This is a genomic window from Enterobacter dykesii (assembly GCF_008364625.2).
GTDB lineage: Bacteria > Pseudomonadota > Gammaproteobacteria > Enterobacterales > Enterobacteriaceae > Enterobacter > Enterobacter dykesii.
Map to the genome: position 1 here is coordinate 3,724,766 of NZ_CP126604.1, position 17,001 is coordinate 3,741,766.

Annotated in this window: 16 protein-coding genes; 4 read left to right on the forward strand and 12 right to left on the reverse strand. The window is 57.1% G+C overall.

What is annotated here, in order from left to right; all coding sequences use genetic code 11:
• Positions 1-3 precede the first annotated feature (3 nt).
• A complete protein-coding gene (gene dsbC / locus F0320_RS17665) occupies positions 4-717 on the reverse strand; it encodes a bifunctional protein-disulfide isomerase/oxidoreductase DsbC (RefSeq protein ID WP_029740340.1) in 714 nt (237 codons plus the stop codon).
• A gap of 28 nt (positions 718-745) precedes the next feature.
• Entirely contained in the window at positions 746-1,642 is an 897-nt protein-coding gene (gene xerD / locus F0320_RS17670) for a site-specific tyrosine recombinase XerD (RefSeq protein WP_023309098.1), read from the reverse strand.
• Positions 1,643-1,743: 101 nt separating this feature from the next.
• Here xerD and fldB point away from each other — a divergent pair, with 101 nt between their 5' ends.
• Positions 1,744-2,265, forward strand: a complete 522-nt coding sequence (fldB, locus tag F0320_RS17675; protein WP_126329707.1) for a flavodoxin FldB — start codon at positions 1,744-1,746, stop codon at positions 2,263-2,265.
• 6 nt (positions 2,266-2,271) lie between these two features.
• Here fldB and F0320_RS17680 read toward each other — a convergent pair whose 3' ends face one another.
• Positions 2,272-2,682: a protein YgfX gene (locus tag F0320_RS17680; RefSeq protein ID WP_126329709.1), complete on the reverse strand. Its 411-nt coding sequence runs from the start codon at positions 2,680-2,682 to the stop codon at positions 2,272-2,274.
• Positions 2,663-2,929: an FAD assembly factor SdhE gene (sdhE, locus tag F0320_RS17685; protein ID WP_010435322.1), complete on the reverse strand. Its 267-nt coding sequence runs from the start codon at positions 2,927-2,929 to the stop codon at positions 2,663-2,665. The genes F0320_RS17680 and sdhE overlap by 20 nt, the downstream gene beginning before the upstream one ends.
• 294 nt (positions 2,930-3,223) lie before the next feature.
• Between sdhE and ygfZ the strand changes: the two genes are divergently transcribed.
• Positions 3,224-4,204: a tRNA-modifying protein YgfZ gene (ygfZ, locus tag F0320_RS17690; protein WP_126329711.1), complete on the forward strand. Its 981-nt coding sequence runs from the start codon at positions 3,224-3,226 to the stop codon at positions 4,202-4,204.
• A gap of 74 nt (positions 4,205-4,278) precedes the next feature.
• On the opposite strand, the gene trhA is transcribed toward ygfZ, so the two are convergent.
• Positions 4,279-4,938: a PAQR family membrane homeostasis protein TrhA gene (gene trhA / locus F0320_RS17695; RefSeq protein ID WP_047650200.1), complete on the reverse strand. Its 660-nt coding sequence runs from the start codon at positions 4,936-4,938 to the stop codon at positions 4,279-4,281.
• Positions 4,939-5,203: 265 nt separating this feature from the next.
• Here trhA and F0320_RS17700 point away from each other — a divergent pair, with 265 nt between their 5' ends.
• Both F0320_RS17700 and bglA read left to right on the forward strand, forming a co-directional pair.
• Positions 5,204-5,935, forward strand: coding sequence for a MurR/RpiR family transcriptional regulator (locus tag F0320_RS17700; RefSeq protein ID WP_047650199.1), 732 nt, complete (start codon positions 5,204-5,206; stop codon positions 5,933-5,935).
• Positions 5,936-6,051: 116 nt separating this feature from the next.
• The gene (gene bglA / locus F0320_RS17705) at positions 6,052-7,485 is read left to right on the forward strand and encodes a 6-phospho-beta-glucosidase BglA (RefSeq protein ID WP_126329713.1); all 1,434 of its coding nucleotides are present in this window, start codon (positions 6,052-6,054) and stop codon (positions 7,483-7,485) included.
• Positions 7,486-7,561: 76 nt separating this feature from the next.
• Here the strand turns inward: bglA and F0320_RS17710 are convergent, their stop codons facing one another.
• The 7 genes from F0320_RS17710 to pepP all read right to left on the reverse strand — a co-directional run bounded on the left by F0320_RS17710 (position 7,562) and on the right by pepP (position 16,978).
• Positions 7,562-8,305 (reverse strand): SDR family oxidoreductase, encoded by a 744-nt coding sequence (locus F0320_RS17710; protein WP_126329715.1) that lies wholly within the window; start codon positions 8,303-8,305, stop codon positions 7,562-7,564.
• A gap of 66 nt (positions 8,306-8,371) precedes the next feature.
• The gene (gene gcvP / locus F0320_RS17715; protein WP_047650193.1) at positions 8,372-11,245 is read right to left on the reverse strand and encodes an aminomethyl-transferring glycine dehydrogenase; all 2,874 of its coding nucleotides are present in this window, start codon (positions 11,243-11,245) and stop codon (positions 8,372-8,374) included.
• Between the two features lie 124 nt (positions 11,246-11,369).
• A complete protein-coding gene (gene gcvH / locus F0320_RS17720; RefSeq protein WP_008499718.1) occupies positions 11,370-11,759 on the reverse strand; it encodes a glycine cleavage system protein GcvH in 390 nt (129 codons plus the stop codon).
• 23 nt (positions 11,760-11,782) lie between these two features.
• On the reverse strand, positions 11,783-12,877 hold the full coding sequence (gene gcvT / locus F0320_RS17725) for a glycine cleavage system aminomethyltransferase GcvT (protein WP_126329717.1): 1,095 nt from the start codon (positions 12,875-12,877) through the stop codon (positions 11,783-11,785).
• A gap of 397 nt (positions 12,878-13,274) precedes the next feature.
• Positions 13,275-14,477, reverse strand: a complete 1,203-nt coding sequence (ubiI, locus tag F0320_RS17730) for an FAD-dependent 2-octaprenylphenol hydroxylase (RefSeq protein ID WP_047650191.1) — start codon at positions 14,475-14,477, stop codon at positions 13,275-13,277.
• Between the two features lie 12 nt (positions 14,478-14,489).
• Positions 14,490-15,668, reverse strand: a complete 1,179-nt coding sequence (ubiH, locus tag F0320_RS17735; RefSeq protein ID WP_126329719.1) for a 2-octaprenyl-6-methoxyphenyl hydroxylase — start codon at positions 15,666-15,668, stop codon at positions 14,490-14,492.
• Positions 15,665-16,978 (reverse strand): Xaa-Pro aminopeptidase, encoded by a 1,314-nt coding sequence (pepP, locus tag F0320_RS17740; protein WP_126329757.1) that lies wholly within the window; start codon positions 16,976-16,978, stop codon positions 15,665-15,667. Before pepP ends, ubiH begins: the two co-directional genes overlap by 4 nt.
• Positions 16,979-17,001: the final 23 nt, after the last annotated feature.

The window sequence follows — 17,001 nt, forward strand, 5'->3', positions numbered from 1 at the left end:
GGATTATTTACCACCAAACTGTTTCTGGTGCGCGTCGAGGAACTCTTTCATCTCTTTTGGCCCCTGATAGCCCGGAACGACATAGCCGTTGCTCAGGACAATCGCAGGCGTACCGCTCACGCCAAACTGCACGCCGAGCGCATAGTGGTTAGCGATATCAATGTCGCAGGAGGCCGGCTTAACGCCTTTGCCGTTCATCGCGTCGTCAAACGCTTTGTTGCGGTCTTTCGCACACCAGATAGCCTTCATGTCCTGCTCGGGCTGGCTCTGCACGCCCGCGCGTGGGAAGGCCAGATAGCGCACGGTAATGCCCAGCGCGTTGTAGTCTTTCATCTCTTCATGCAGCTTGTGGCAGTAGCCGCAGGTGATGTCGGTGAAGACGGTAATAACGTGTTTTTCCTGCGCCGCTTTATAGACGATCATCTCTTTTTCGAGCGCGTTCAGGTTTTTCATCAGCAGCTGGTTGGTGACGTTCACCGGCTGCGCGCCGCTCACGTCGTACATTGGCCCCTGAATAATGTGTTTGCCGTCTTCGGTTACGTACAGCACGCCGCTGTTGGTCAGTACCGTTTTCATCCCAGCGACCGGTGCTGGCTGAATATCGCTGCCGGTGACGCCAAGCTTAGCCAGCGACTGTTTGATGGCGGCATCGTCCGCATGGGCGAAACCGGTAAATGAGGCTGCCAGCAGGGTGAACAGCGCGAAAGACTTTTTCATATGTGATCCTGTTACAATTCGTCGGCACTCACGCACGAGGGTGGTGCTGTTGGTGTAGCTGCCGCAGGCGTTCCGTCGCGACATGGGTGTAAATTTGCGTCGTGGAAAGATCGCTGTGCCCCAGCAGCATCTGCACCACGCGTAAATCAGCGCCGTGGTTTAACAGATGCGTCGCGAAGGCGTGACGCAATACGTGCGGCGAAAGCTTTTCACTGTCGATACCCGCCAGTGTGGCGTAATGCTTGATGCGATGCCAGAACGTTTGCCGCGTCATCTGCTGGGCGCGCTGGCTCGGAAACAGGACGTCGATAGACGTACCATTGAGCAGCCACGGACGGCCGTGCTCCAGGTACGTTTCCAGCCAGTAAACCGCCTCTTCCCCCAGCGGAACCAGCCTTTCCTTATTTCCTTTACCAATGACGCGCACCACGCCCTGACGCAGGCTGATGTCGCTCATCGTCAGGCCAACCAGTTCCGAAACGCGCAAGCCGGTAGCATACAATAGCTCAAGCATGGCTTTATCGCGTAACTCCAGCGGCAGGTCAACAGCCGGTGACTGTAATAATCTCTCAACTTGTGCTTCGCTGAGATCTTTCGGCAGCCGCTGCGGAAGCTTAGGGGAAGCCAGCAGCGCGCTGGGATCGTCTTCGCGAATCTTCTCACGGTAGAGATGCTGGAACAGCCGACGCATGGCGCTAAGCAAACGCGCGGAACTGGTGGCTTTATAGCCCCCTGCAATACGTTCCCCAAGCAGCGCCTGCAGGTCGTCACGCTGCGCGCTCGCAAGGGATAACCCCCGGTGCGCAAGCCACTCCACCAGCATGGTGAGATCGCGACGGTAGGCGCTGAGGGTATTCTCGGCCAGATTTTTCTCCAGCCACAGCGCGTCGAGAAACTGTTCGATCAGTGCGAGATCCTTTTCCACATCAGCCCCTTTGATTCTGCAGTCAGGCCATTATGCCTGATTGCGACCGGTTTCTGGTACACTACGCGCATAGTCAAAGCAAGAATTGAGATAGTTACGCGATGAATATTGGTCTGTTCTATGGTTCCAGCACCTGCTACACCGAAATGGCGGCAGAGAAAATTCGCGACATCATTGGCCCGGAACTGGTGACGTTGCATAACCTGAAAGATGACGCGGTCGCGCTGATGGAACAGTACGATGTCCTGATCCTTGGCATCCCAACCTGGGATTTTGGTGAGATACAGGAAGACTGGGAAGCCAACTGGGCTCAACTCGACTCAGTCAACCTCGACGGCAAAATCATTGCCATGTACGGCATGGGGGACCAGCTCGGTTACGGGGAATGGTTCCTGGACGCGCTCGGCATGCTGCATGACAAACTGGCACCGAAAGGAGTGTCGTTTATCGGCTACTGGCCAACCGAAGGTTACGAGTTCACCAGTAAAAAACCGATTATTGCCGACGGCGAGCTGTTTGTTGGGCTCGCGCTGGATGAAACCAACCAGTACGATCTCAGCGATGAGCGCCTGCAAAGCTGGTGCGAGCAGATTCTGGGCGAAATGGCAGAAAAGTTTAGCTAACGCGCATTACCCCTGCGTCGTCTGTTGCAACAGCATCCGGCGCAGGTCTCGCCACTCGGCAGAATCCATACTGTCAGCCGCCAGCCACAGATGCTGGCAACGCCCGCCGTCCACCTTGCGTAACCGTAACATCATGCCGCAGTTGAGCATCCAGGGCATACCAAGAATATCCCACTCTTTACCCTGCCAGCGCAGGCGGGAATCCATCAGTAGCTTGATCTCTCCCTGACGGGCATTAATGCGACGCTGGCTGCGTACGCTGTCAAACACGACAAACGAGAGTAACAACAGCCACAGCGGGGTATAACTCAGCGGCCACGGCATCAGCAACACAAAGGCCGCAACCAGGCCGTGGAGCAATAAAGACATCCACTGCGAGCGCCACGAGACGCGAAGATCAGATTGCCACAGGACCACGTTCCCGATTCCGTGTTTGAATTAATTGCACCATCCGTTGCAACTCGGTGTCGGCGGGTTTGCCGTGGTTCATCAGCCAGTTGAATAAATCCGGATCGTCAGACTCAAGCAGGCGAACAAACAGACGCTTATCATCGTCGCTTAAGCTGTCATACTCATATTCGAAGAAAGGCATGATGGAAATATCAAGTTCACGCATGCCGCGACGGCACGCCCAGTGAATACGGGCCTTGTTGTTAATATCCATGTTCAGTTTCCTGCATTACGTTTGGCACAGTCGGTACCCCGTTCAGTGTTCTTTATTTCTCTACGGGGACACCAGCTAGTGTAACGTGTTTTTGACCGTTCCATTACTGGAATATTGCGATCGCCGAGCAGGCTTCCAGAATAATCCCTACAAAGACAGCGGATTACATTATTTTGCGTAGCGCTACGCATAACCGGTTTAGGGCACAAATGGTCTGTTGAAAGCGCTTGCATTGCCTGCAGGCTCTTTTACCATTAGGCATTATCAAAGCGTTAAGCAATTCAGGATATCGTTATGGCATTTACACCATTTTCTCCTCGCCAGCCCGCCGCCTCTGCGCGTCTGCCGCTGACGCTTATTTCTCTTGATGACTGGGCGCTGGCAACGCTCACCGGTGCCGACGCCGAAAAATATCTGCAGGGCCAGGTGACCGCCGACGTCAGTCAGATGACCGAACACCAGCACCTGCTGGCCGCGCATTGCGACCCAAAAGGCAAAATGTGGAGCAACCTGCGCCTCTTCCGCCGTCAGGACGGCTTTGCCTTTATTGAGCGCCGCAGCCTGCAAGAGGCCCAGCTCAAAGAGCTGAAGAAGTACGCGGTCTTTTCCAAAGTCACTATCGCCCCGGACGACGAACATGTCCTGCTGGGCGTGGCTGGTTTCCAGGCGCGAGCGGCGCTGAAAAATCTCTTCAGCGAACTGCCGGACGCAGAAAAGCAGGTGGTCAGCGAAGGCGCGACCTCCATCCTGTGGTTTGAACACCCGGCGGAGCGTTTCCTGTTAGTCACGGATGCGGCAACGGCCGAACACGTGACCGAAGCGCTGCGCGGCGAAGCGCAGCTCAACAACAGTCAGCAGTGGCTTGCACTGAACATCGAAGCGGGTCTGCCGGTGATTGACGCAGCAAACAGCGCGCAGTTCATTCCTCAGGCAACGAACCTGCAGGCGCTGGGGGGCATCAGCTTTAAAAAGGGCTGTTACACCGGCCAGGAGATGGTGGCGCGAGCAAAATTCCGCGGGGCAAACAAACGAGCGCTCTGGACGCTGGCGGGTCATGCCAGCCGTGTACCTGAAGCGGGTGAAGACTTAGAGCTGAAGATGGGTGATAACTGGCGCCGCACCGGCACCGTGTTAGCCGCCGTACAGCTGGATGATGGAAGTCTTCTGGTTCAGGCCGTCATGAACAACGATATGGAAGCTGACAGCGTGTTCCGCGTGCGTGACGATGCGAAAACGCTGAGCATCGAGCCGTTGCCGTATTCGTTAGAAGAGTAATTGTCTTCAGGTGTATTCCCTCTCCCTTTGGGAGAGGGCCGGGGTAAGGGCAACCGCCCGCACGGTGGAAAAAACTACGCCTGCCCTACGTACAAATAGATCGCCAAAAAGTGGCATACGCTGCCGCCAAGCACAAAGCCGTGCCAGATGGCATGGTTGTATGGGATGCGCTTGCAGACGTAGAAAATCACGCCGAGCGAGTACACCACGCCACCTAAGGCCAGAAGCGTCACGCCCCCTACCGACAGTTTGATTGCCAGTTGATACACCACAATCAGCGACAGCCAGCCCATTGTCAGATAGGTGACCAGTGACAGCACCTTAAACCGGTGCGCGATGGTCAGCTTAAACAGGATCCCCAGCAGTGCCAGGCTCCAGATAACAATCATCAGGCCACGCGACAGCGGTGAGTTGAGCCCCACCAGCAAAAACGGCGTGTAGGTGCCTGCAATAAGAAGATAGATAGCGCAGTGGTCAAATTTCTTGAGCCACATCTTGGCCCGCTGATGCGGGATCGCGTGATACAGCGTCGACGCCAGGAACAGCAGGATCATACTCCCGCCATACAGGCTGTAGCTGGTAATGGCCATCGCGCTGGCATTGGCGTCTACCGCCTGTACCAGCAATAACACTAAACCGACAATCCCAAACACCAGGCCAATACCGTGGCTGATGCTGTTGGCTACTTCCTCAGCCAGCGAATATCCCTGTGCGATTAATGGTCTGCTCACCATACAAAACTCCGGGAAAACAAAAGATGATTATTCATCGCATAACTATGCTAACTGAGAATGATTCCAGTGAACACCTGTTAGCTAAAATAATTTCATTTCAAAATTTATACCTAAAAATCATAGATATAATGAAATCTTTCACCTAACAATTGTTCACATAAAAATTTAATCATTATGAATCAAGAGTATAAAAATGGATCCTGCCCTCCGGGTGCATGTTATGATATGACGATGAGTTCAGAATGAGAGTTATGCCATTGTGAGTATGTTCACCCATTCCGCCATTGCCAGTCTCAATAACCTGGAGATGATGGTCTACAACTATGTCATAAAAAATCGTGATAAAGTGATGTACATGACCATCCGCGAGCTGGCGGATGCGGCAGACGTCTCAACCACCACTATCCTGCGCTTTTGCCGCAAGCTTAACTGCGAAGGGTATTCTGAATTTCGGGTGCGCTTTAAGCTTTATCTTGAACAGAACGAGCCCCAGCAGGCGAATTTCGGTGCCAGTGAAATTATCAGCTTTTTTAAAAGCGTGAATAATGAAGAGTTCGATGCGTTATTAGATAAGGCGGTTGATATTATTTTATCGTCCGAGCGAATTATATTCGTCGGTGCCGGAACATCGGGTTCGCTGGCAAAATATGGCGCACGCTTCTTTTCTAATATCGGGAAATTCAGTAACCATATTGATGATCCTTATTTCCCGGTCACCAATGATATGGCGAAAAATGCGCTGGCGATTGTGCTCTCCGTCTCGGGCGAGACCGAGGAGATCCTGCGCTTCGCCAGCCAGTTCAGCCTGCATCACTGCAAGGTGCTCTCGATAACCAGCCACGAGCACTCGCGTCTCGCAAAACTGGCGGACTTTAATCTCTCCTGGCATGTTCCTCAGACGCGTATTGCAGGCGTCTACGACATCACCACGCAAATTCCCGTCATTTATATTCTGGAATCTCTCGGACGTAAACTGGCGAAGAAACTCACAGAATAAAACACCCTGTTTTTTTGATGTGACAAATCACATTTACTGTGAATTGTTATATCGTGACATTCAATTTCGCTTTGCTAGACTCGATGCCAATAAGCCATTTATTGAGAAGAGCAGCGATGAAAAAATTAACCTTACCAAAAGATTTTTTATGGGGCGGCGCGGTTGCCGCTCACCAGGTTGAAGGCGGCTGGAACAAAGGCGGCAAAGGGCCAAGCATTTGTGACGTATTGACCGGCGGCGCGCACGGCGTCCCGCGCGAAATCACCCAGGAAGTCGTGCCGGGTAAGTACTACCCAAACCACGAGGCCATCGACTTCCACGGTCACTATAAAGAAGACATCAAGCTGTTTGCCGAGATGGGCTTCAAGTGCTTCCGCACCTCTATCGCCTGGACGCGCATCTTCCCGAAAGGTGACGAAACGCAGCCAAACGAAGAGGGGCTGAAGTTCTACGACGACATGTTCGACGAGCTGCTGAAATATAACATCGAACCGGTGATCACCCTCTCCCACTTCGAAATGCCGCTGCATCTGGTGCAGGAGTACGGTAGCTGGACCAACCGTAAAGTGGTCGATTTCTTCGTGCGCTTCGCGGAAGTGGTTTTTGAGCGCTACAAAAACAAGGTCAAATACTGGATGACCTTCAACGAAATCAACAACCAGCGTAACTGGCGCGCGCCGCTGTTCGGCTACTGCTGCTCGGGCGTGGTCTATACCGAACATGAAAATCCGGAAGAGACCATGTATCAGGTCCTGCACCACCAGTTTGTGGCCAGCGCCCTGGCGGTGAAAGCCGCACGCCGCATCAACCCTGAGATGAAAGTTGGCTGCATGCTGGCCATGGTGGCGCTCTATCCATTCTCCTGCAAGCCGGAAGACGTGATGTTCGCCCAGGAATCGATGCGCGAGCGCTATGTCTTTACCGACGTCCAGCTGCGCGGATACTACCCGTCCTACGTGCTGAACGAGTGGGAACGCCGCGGCTTCTCCATCAAAATGGAGGCAGGCGACGAGCAGATCCTGCGTGAAGGTACCTGCGACTACTTAGGTTTCAGCTACTACATGACCAACGCGGTGAAAGCGGAAGGCGGTACCGGCGATGCGATTTCCGGTTTTGAAGGCAGCGTGCCAAACCCGCACGTGAAAGCGTCCGACTGGGGCTGGCAGATCGATCCGGTAGGCCTGCGCTATTCCCTGTGCGAACTGTACGAGCGTTATCAGAAACCGCTGTTTATCGTGGAAAACGGGTTCGGCGCCTACGATAAGGTGGAAGAAGACGGCAGCATCAACGACGATTATCGCATCGACTACCTGCGTGCCCACGTGGAAGAGATGATCAAAGCCGTGACGCACGATGGCGTGGATCTGATGGGCTATACGCCGTGGGGCTGTATCGACTGCGTGTCATTTACCACCGGCCAGTACAGCAAGCGCTACGGCTTTATCTACGTGAACAAGCACGACGACGGCACGGGCGACATGTCGCGTTCCCGCAAGAAGAGCTTTAACTGGTATAAGGAAGTGATTGCCAGCAACGGCGAGAAACTTTAACGCCGGGCGGCGCTACGCTTGCACCGGCCTACGATTGATCCCCTCTCCCTTTGGGAGAGGGTTAGGGTGAGGGGGTTTACTTCCCGCCCGCCAGCTCAATAAAACTGCCCGTTACGTACGACGCCTTCTCGCTCAGCAGCCAGACAATCGCCTGCGCCACCTCTTCCGGCTGGCCGCCGCGCTGCATCGGCAGCAACGATTTCACGCGATCCACTCGCCCCGGCTCTCCGCCGGACGCATGAATATCGGTATAAATCAGACCCGGACGTACGCAGTTGACGCGAATGCCCTGCGCCGCCACCTCCAGCGATAGCCCGGTTGTCAGCGAATCCACCGCCCCCTTCGACGCGGCGTAATCCACATATTCACCCGGCGCGCCCAGGCGCGACGCGGCGGAAGAGACGTTCACTATCGCCCCGCCCTTGCCGCCATGCTTAAAGGACATGCGTTTTACCGCTTCCCGGCAGCAGAGAAAGTAGCCCGTGACGTTGGTCGCCAGAACACGGTTAATGCGCTCTGCGGACAAATTCTCGATAGTCGATTGCTCAAACAGAATGCCCGCATTATTGACCAGCGCACGAAGCGGCTCGCCTTCACGATCGAGGCTGTCAAACATCGCCAGCACCTGGGCTTCATCGCTGATGTCCGCACGTACGGCAAAGGCTTTACCGCCCGCTTCAACGATCTGGTTGATCACATCCGTCGCGGCTTTAATGTTGTGATGATAGTTCACCGCCACGGTGTAGCCTTCGCGAGCCATCTGCAGCGCGGTGGCTTTCCCAATTCCGCGGCTGGCGCCGGTGACCAGTGCAATTGCCATTATCTTCTCCCAATAAAAAAGCCGGGTGGCGCTTACGCTTACCCGGCCTACAGTACGGCAAAGAAATTACTGGTATTCGCTCATCGGTACGCAGGAGCAGAACAGGTTACGGTCGCCGTAGACGTCATCGAGACGCTTCACGGTCGGCCAGTATTTGTTTGCCACGCCTGCCGGGAAGACCGCCAGCTCACGGGAGTAACCGTGGTTCCACTCTGCCACCATTTCGTGCTGGGTGTGCGGGGCGTTGACCAGCGGGTTATCTTCCAGCGTCCACTCGCCGTCCTGCACGCGGTCGATCTCCATGCGGATGGCCAGCATCGCGTCGATAAAGCGGTCCAGCTCGGCTTTGCTTTCAGACTCCGTTGGCTCCACCATCAGCGTGCCCGCAACCGGGAACGACATGGTTGGCGCGTGGAAGCCGTAGTCGATCAGGCGCTTGGCGATATCCAGCTCGCTGATGCCGGTCTGCTCTTTCAGCGGACGAATATCGAGGATGCACTCGTGCGCCACGCGACCGTCACGGCCGGTATAGAGCACCGGGAAGGCGGACTTCAGGCGAGTTGCAATATAGTTAGCGTTCAGGATCGCCACCTGGCTCGCCTGCTTCAGCCCTTCCGCGCCCATCATGCGGATGTACATCCAGCTGATTGGAAGGATAGAGGCGCTGCCGAACGGTGCCGCAGAGACCGCGCCCTGACGGGTTAGCATGCCTTCAATCTGCACCACGCTGTGGCCAGGCACAAACGGCGCCAGGTGCGCTTTCACGCCGATTGGGCCCATGCCCGGTCCGCCACCGCCGTGAGGGATGCAGAAGGTTTTGTGCAGGTTGAGGTGCGACACGTCCGCGCCGATAAAGCCCGGAGAGGTAATGCCCACCTGAGCGTTCATGTTCGCGCCGTCGAGGTAAACCTGACCGCCGAACTGGTGCACCACTTCGCACACTTCACGGATAGTCTCTTCGTACACGCCGTGGGTAGACGGGTAGGTCACCATGATGCAGGAGAGCTTGTCGCCCGCCTGCTCGGCTTTCGCGCGCAGGTCGGCCAGATCGATGTTGCCGTTCTTATCGCACGCCACCACAACGACTTCCATACCCGCCATCTGGGCAGAGGCCGGGTTGGTACCGTGGGCAGAGCTTGGGATCAGGCAGATATCGCGGTGACCTTCGTTGCGGCTTTCGTGATAGTGACGGATTGCCAGCAGGCCCGCATATTCACCCTGCGCGCCAGAGTTCGGCTGCATGCAGAGCGCGTCGTAGCCGGTCAGCTTCACCAGCCAGTCGGAAAGCTGGTTGATCATCATATGATAACCTTCCGCCTGCTCCGGCGGGCAGAACGGGTGCAGCTCGGAGAATTCAGGCCAGGTGATCGGGATCATCTCCGCCGCGGCGTTAAGCTTCATGGTGCAGGAGCCCAGCGGGATCATCGCCTGGTTCAGCGCCAGATCCTTGCGCTCCAGAGAGTGCATATAGCGCATCATCTCGGTCTCGCTGTGGTAGCGGTTAAAGACCGGATGCGTCAGGATCGCGTCGTTACGCAGCATGCTTTCCTGAATGGAGCGGCTGTCGAGCGCGACCTCTTTGTCGAGCGCATCAATGTCCAGACCGTGCGCGTCACCCAGCAGCACGCTGAACAGGTTCAGGATATCGTCGCGGGTGGTGCTTTCATCCAGCGTAATGCCGACGGCGTTGTGGATGTCGCTGCGCAGGTTGATCTCTGCCGCATTCGCACGCGCCAGCACGGCCGCTTTGTCCGCCACGTCCACGCACAGGGTGTCGAAGTAGTGGGCATGGCGCAGCTTAAGGCCTTTCTGCTGCAGGCCGCAGGCCAGAATATCGGCCAGACGGTGAATGCGGCTGGCAATGCGCTTCAGGCCTGCCGGGCCGTGGAACACGGCGTACAGGCTGGCGATGTTTGCCAGCAGCACCTGGGAGGTACAGATGTTGGAGTTCGCTTTCTCACGGCGGATGTGCTGCTCGCGGGTCTGCATCGCCATGCGCAGCGCGGTGTTACCGGCAGCGTCTTTTGAGACGCCGATAATACGGCCTGGCATGGAGCGTTTGAATTCATCTTTCGCGCCGAAGAACGCAGCGTGCGGGCCGCCGTAGCCCATCGGCACGCCGAAGCGTTGCGCTGAACCGAATACGATATCTGCGCCCTGTTTACCCGGCGCCGTCAGCAGCACCAGCGCCATAAAATCAGCGGCAACGCTGACAACCACTTTGCGGGATTTCAGCTCGGCAATCAGCGCGCCGTAGTCGTGAACTTCACCGGTAGTGCCTACCTGCTGCAGCAGCACGCCAAAGACGTCCTGGTGATCCAGCACTTTGTCAGCGTCGTCTACGATCACGTCAAAGCCGAAGGTCTCAGCGCGTGTACGCACCACGTCCAGCGTCTGCGGATGCACGTCCGCCGCCACGAAGAAGCGGTTGGCATTTTTCAGCTTGCTCACGCGTTTTGCCATCGCCATCGCTTCGGCGGCGGCGGTCGCTTCATCCAGCAGCGAGGCGGAGGCGATATCCATTCCGGTCAGATCCAGCGTCACCTGCTGGAAGTTCAGCAGCGCTTCCAGACGGCCCTGAGAGACTTCCGGCTGATAAGGGGTGTAAGCGGTGTACCAGCCCGGGTTTTCCAGCATGTTGCGCAGGATCACCGGCGGTAACTGCACGTTGGTGTAGCCCATGCCAATGTAAGACTTATAGCGCTTGTTCAGGCCTGCGATAGCCTTCAGCTCCGCCAGCGCGGCGAATTCCGTGGTGGCTTCCCCCACCTGAGGCGGCGTGGCAAGCTGGATGTCTTTTGGCACAATCTGGCCGATCAGTGCGTTTAATGAATCCGCGCCAACCGTCTTCAGCATCTCCTGCTGTTGCTGAGCATCCGGCCCAATGTGACGTTCGATGAAGGCGCCACGGTTTTCAAGCTGGCTTAAAGTCTGTGTCATGAGCGATGGTTCCTGAAACGTGCAGTGAATTTAAGTTCCCTCTCCCTCTGGGAGAGGGTTAGGGTGAGGGGAAGATGGGCACCCTCGCCCCTGCCCTCTCCCGAAAGGAGAGGGGGATAAACGATTACTCGTCTTCTAACAGTGCTTCGTACGCGGTCGCATCCAGCAGCGCGGCAACCTGAGATTCGTCGCTGGCTTTGATCTTGAAGATCCAGCCGCCTTCATAAGGCTCGCTGTTCACCAGTTCCGGCGAATCGCTCAGCGCGTCGTTGACGGCAACGATTTCGCCGCTCACAGGGGCATAGATGTCGGATGCCGCTTTTACGGACTCCGCTACGGCGCAGTCGTCGCCCGCGCTAACGGTCGTGCCCACGTCAGGCAGGTCAACAAACACCATGTCGCCCAGCAGCTCTTGCGCGTGCTCGGTGATCCCTACGGTGTAAGTGCCGTCCGCCTCTTTGCGCAGCCACTCGTGTTCTTTGCTGTATTTCAGTTCTGCTGGCACATTGCTCATTGAAGTTCTCCTGATAAAAATGATTAGGCGACCGGCTTACCGGCGCGAACAAAAATCGGTTTGGTCACGTTGACCGGCATTTCGCGGTTGCGGATTTGCACCACCGCCGTTTCGCCAATGCCCGCCGGCACGCGTGCCAGTGCAATACTGTAGCCCAGCGTCGGGGAGAAGGTACCGCTGGTGATCACGCCTTCGCGATGAATGCCGTCGGCATCGGTAAAACGCACCGGCAGTTCGCCGCGCAGTACGCCCTTCTCGGTCATCACCAGGCCCACCAGCTGTTCAGTGCCCTTCTCGCGCTGCATCTCCAGCGCTTCGCGGCCAATAAAGTCACGGTCAGCCGGTTCCCACGCGATGGTCCAGCCCATGTTGGCGGCCAGCGGAGAGACGCCTTCATCCATCTCCTGACCGTAAAGATTCATCCCCGCTTCCAGACGCAGCGTATCGCGCGCGCCCAGACCCGCAGGCTTCACGCCAGCTTCCACCAGCGCACGCCAGAAATCAGCGGCCTTCTCGTTCGGCATCGCAATTTCGTAGCCCGCTTCACCGGTGTAGCCGGTGGTAGCGATAAACAGATCGCCCGCCTGCACGCCGAAGAACGGCTTCATGCCTTCGGTTGCTTTACGCTGCTCGTCGTTAAACAGAGACGCGGCTTTCGCCTGCGCGTTCGGCCCCTGTACGGCGATCAGCGACAGATCGTCACGGACGGTGATGTCGATGGCATAAGGTTCGGCGTGTTGGGTGATCCAGGAGAGGTCTTTTTCGCGGGTGGCGGAGTTTACAACGAGGCGGAAGAAATCTTCAGTGAAGTAGTAGACGATAAGGTCATCAATCACGCCGCCCGAGGCATTCAGCATGCCGGTATAGAGCGCTTTACCCGGCGTTTTCAGTTTGGCGACGTCGTTTGCCAGCAGATAACGCAAAAACTCCCGGGTGCGGCTACCGCGCAGATCGACAATCGTCATGTGGGACACGTCGAACATACCGGCATCGGTGCGCACCGCGTGGTGCTCATCAATCTGCGAGCCGTAGTGCAGCGGCATCATCCAGCCGTGGAAGTCCACCATGCGGGCGCCGCATAACACGTGTTGTTCGTACAAAGGAGTCTGTTGAGCCATCTTGTCCTCGTTGAAAAATTCACCGTGAAACCCGGTATCGGCCCCGTTACCTGGCGCCGACGCAAACGTTCTCTTTTACCCGAACTTACCACCGAAACCGGCGGTTAACCATAAGGTAAAACGGGTCATCACATTAGCTTATGACCAAAAAACGCTAAAAAGCCTACAGAGTTATTCACTGGAAAAATGCGATTAACCCCGCACAAAATTAACAATGATCTAACAGGATTTAGCACATGCTGATATTTCGTGCGGAAAATCGGGCCGAATTTCCGTAACATAAAATCCCGTATATTAGATTTTCTAATGCGAAAAATGACGTGAAATTAGAATATTTCAAACGAGGAAATCTCCCCGGCGCAGAGGCCGGGAAAATAAAGTGTGACAGGGGTCTAAATTAGCGTAACCAGTCGGGAAGATCGTTAAGACCCATCGCCTGACGGAGGAGTTGGGGCTTAACACCCGGAAGGGTGTCAGCAAGCTTGAGGCCAATGTCGCGCAGCAGTTTTTTTGCCGGATTCGCCCCGGCAAACAGCTCGCGGAAGCCCTGCATGCCCGCCAGCATCATCGCCGCACTGTGCTTGCGGCTGCGCTCGTAGCGACGCAGGTACAGATGCTGGCCGATATCTTTGCCTTCGCGGTGCAGGCGACGCAGTTCCTCAACCAGCTCCGCCGCGTCCATAAAGCCAAGGTTGACGCCCTGCCCGGCCAGCGGATGAATGGTATGCGCCGCATCACCGACCAGCGCCAGACGGTGCGCGGCAAACTGACGCGCGTAGCGGCCGGTTAACGGGAACACCTGCCGCTCGCTTTCAAGCGTGCACAGGCCAAGGCGGTTATCAAAGGCCACGCACAGCGCCTGGTTAAAGGCGTCCGGCGCTGCCTCATGCATCTGCCGGGCTTTCTCCGGCACCAGGGACCAGACAATCGAGCACAGGTGCGGATCGGCAAGCGGCAGGAACGCCAGAATGCCGTCGTTGTGGAAAATCTGCCGCGCCACGCCGCCGTGCGGCTCCTCTGTGCGGATCGTCGCGACCAGAGCGTGATGACGATAGTCCCAGAAGGTCAGCGGGATATCGGCTTTATTACGCAGCCAGGAGTTGGCACCGTCAGCGCCGACCACCAGCCGCGCGGTCAGCATATCGCCGCTTTGCAGGGTGATAAACGCCTCGTTTTCGCCCCATGCCACCTGCTGGATCTGCGCAGGCGCAATCAGCGTCACGTCGCTGCACTGCTGTGCTTTCTGCCACAGCGCGTGGTGGATCACCGCGTTTTCGATGATATGACCCAGATGGCTGTAGCCCATGCTTTCATCATCAAAAGCAATATGACCAAAGCTGTCTTTATCCCACACTTCCATGCCGTGATAGCAGCTGGCGCGCTGCGCCACAATATCTGCCCAGACGCCAAGGTGCGTCAGCAATTTCTCGCTGGCGGCATTGATCGCCGAGACGCGGAGTTCCGGCGGGGCATCCGGGGCAACGGGCTGGGGCTGCTTTTGCTCCAGCACCGCCACGCGCAGGCCGCTGCCCTGTAAACCACAGGCCAGCGCCAGTCCGACCATACCGCCGCCAACGATGGCGACATCAACATTTTGCACGGTGATAACTCCTTAACGCGCGACCCAACCCAGGGTCCGCTGCGCCAGCACGTCACGTGCCGGAATGAATAGTTCCATCGCCATCAGCCCGAGGTTGCGGCCCGCAACCAGCGGTGCCCAGCGGTTGGCAAAAAGATGGACCAGGCCATCGGTCACACCGATAGTGGCCTCTTTATCCGCCTGACGGCGCTTCTGGTAATGGCTTAGCACCGAATAAGCGCCACAGTCTTTTTGCTCGCTCCACGCCTGCGCCAGTGATTCTGCCAGGCTCATGACGTCGCGTAAGCCAAGGTTAAAGCCTTGCCCCGCGATGGGATGCAGCGTCTGAGCAGCGTTACCGACAAGCGCCAGACGATGTGAGATGGACTGAGACGCCGTGGTCAGCGATAGCGGATAGACTGTCCGCTTGCCGGCATGGGTAATACGCCCCAGCCGCCAGCCAAAGGCTTTCTGCAGCTCGGTACAAAAACGTTCGTCGGACCAGGCCTTCACCTCTTCAGCTTTATCCTGCGGATGACACCAGACCAGGGAACAGCGCCCGTCCGACATCGGCAGCATCGCCAGCGGGCCATGCTGCGTAAAGCGTTCAAACGCCCTACCGTGGTGTTCAGCTGCGGTAGAGACGTTCGCAATGACCGCCTCCTGCCCGTAAGGCTGCTGGCGCCACTCCACGCCACACTGGGCACCGAGCGACGAGCGCGAGCCGTCCGCAGCAACCAGAAGCTGGCCTTCAAGCACGGTGCCATTTTCCAGCGTCACGCTGACCGACGCCTCACTGCGGCTCACGCTGGCCACGCGCGCCGGACAATGCAGCGTGACGCCCGGCGCATCCTGGAGCAGACGAAACAGACGTAACCCGACGTCGTGCAGCTCAACAACCTGGCCCAGCGCGTCAATGCGGTAATCCTGCGCGTCCAGCGTGACAAAGCCAGCATGGCCGCGATCGCTCACGTGGACGGTTTTGATTGCCGTGGCGCAGTCGGCGATGGCCTGCCAGATGCCAATGCGGGACAGCTGCTGGCAGGTGCCCTGCGCCAGGGCAATCGCGCGGGAATCAAAACCGGGATGATTCTTTGCCTGCGGCGCGACGGCTTCCACCAGGTGCACCGCAAGCTGCCCCTTCGTCAAATGCGAAATGGCCAGCGCCAGCGTGGCCCCGGTCATGCCGCCGCCAACGATAATCACGCTCATGCGCGTGCCGCTGCCATCAGCGCCTCGATATCGTCAGCGTTTTTCACGACGCTCGCGGTCAGGTTTTCGTTACCGGTTTCGGTAATGACGATGTCATCTTCAATACGAATGCCAATCCCGCGGTACTCTTCAGGCACGTCGGCATCCGGCGCGATATACAGACCCGGCTCCACGGTTAACACCATGCCCGGCTCCAGCACGCGCGAACGGTCGGTGCCGTACGCGCCAACGTCATGCACGTCCAGCCCCAGCCAGTGGCTCAGGCCGTGCATGAAATAAGGTCGATGGGCATTTTCAGCGATCAGGGTGTCGACCTCCCCTTTCAGGATCCCGAGCCTGACCAGGCCGGTAATCATGATGCGCACCACTTCGCCGGTCACTTCCTGGATGGAGGTACCGGGACGATACAGCCTGAGCGCCGTCTCAAGGGATTCGAGAACGATGTCGTAAATCGCGCGCTGTGCCGGCGAGAATTTACCGTTCACCGGGAAGGTTCGGGTGATGTCCCCCGCGTAGCCCTGATATTCGCAACCGGCGTCAATCAGCACCAGATCGCCGTCGCGCAGCGCGCTTTCGTTTTCGGTGTAGTGCAGAATGCAGCCGTTTTCTCCGCCGCCAACAATGGTGTTGTAGGAGGGATAACGCGCGCCGTGGCGATTAAATTCGTGATGTATTTCGCCTTCCAGCTGGTATTCGAACATCCCGGGACGGCACTTTTCCATAGCGCGGGTGTGCGCCAGGGCGCTGATTTCGCCCGCACGACGCATCAAATTCAGCTCTTCTTCAGACTTGAACAGGCGCATCTCATGCACCACCGGACGCCAGTCCGTCAGCGTGGCCGGCGCGGACAGGTTCTGCCGCGAGCCTTTGCGCAGCTTATCCAGCGCGGTAAAGACAATCTCATCGGCGTAAGCATATTCGCCCTGCGCGTGATAGAGCACGTCGAGGCCGTTAAGCAGCTGATAGAGCTGCTGATTGATTTCGCTAAACGCCAGCGCGCGGTCAACGCCCAGCTTTTCCGGTGCGGCCTCCTGGCCTAAGCGGCGGCCAAACCAGATTTCGGCCGTCAGATCGCGCACGCGGTTGAAAATCACGCTGTGGTTGTGGGTGTCATTGCTCTTAATCAGCACCAGCACCGCTTCCGGCTCGTTAAAGCCGGTGAAGTACCAGAAATCGCTGCTCTGGCGATAGGGATATTCGCTGTCGGCGCTGCGCGTCACTTCGGGCGCAGCAAAAATCAGCGCGGCGCTGCCCGGCTGCATTGTTGCCAGCAGCGCCTGACGGCGGCGCGAATACTCTTGACTCGAGATAACCATGACACCCTCCTGTGCGT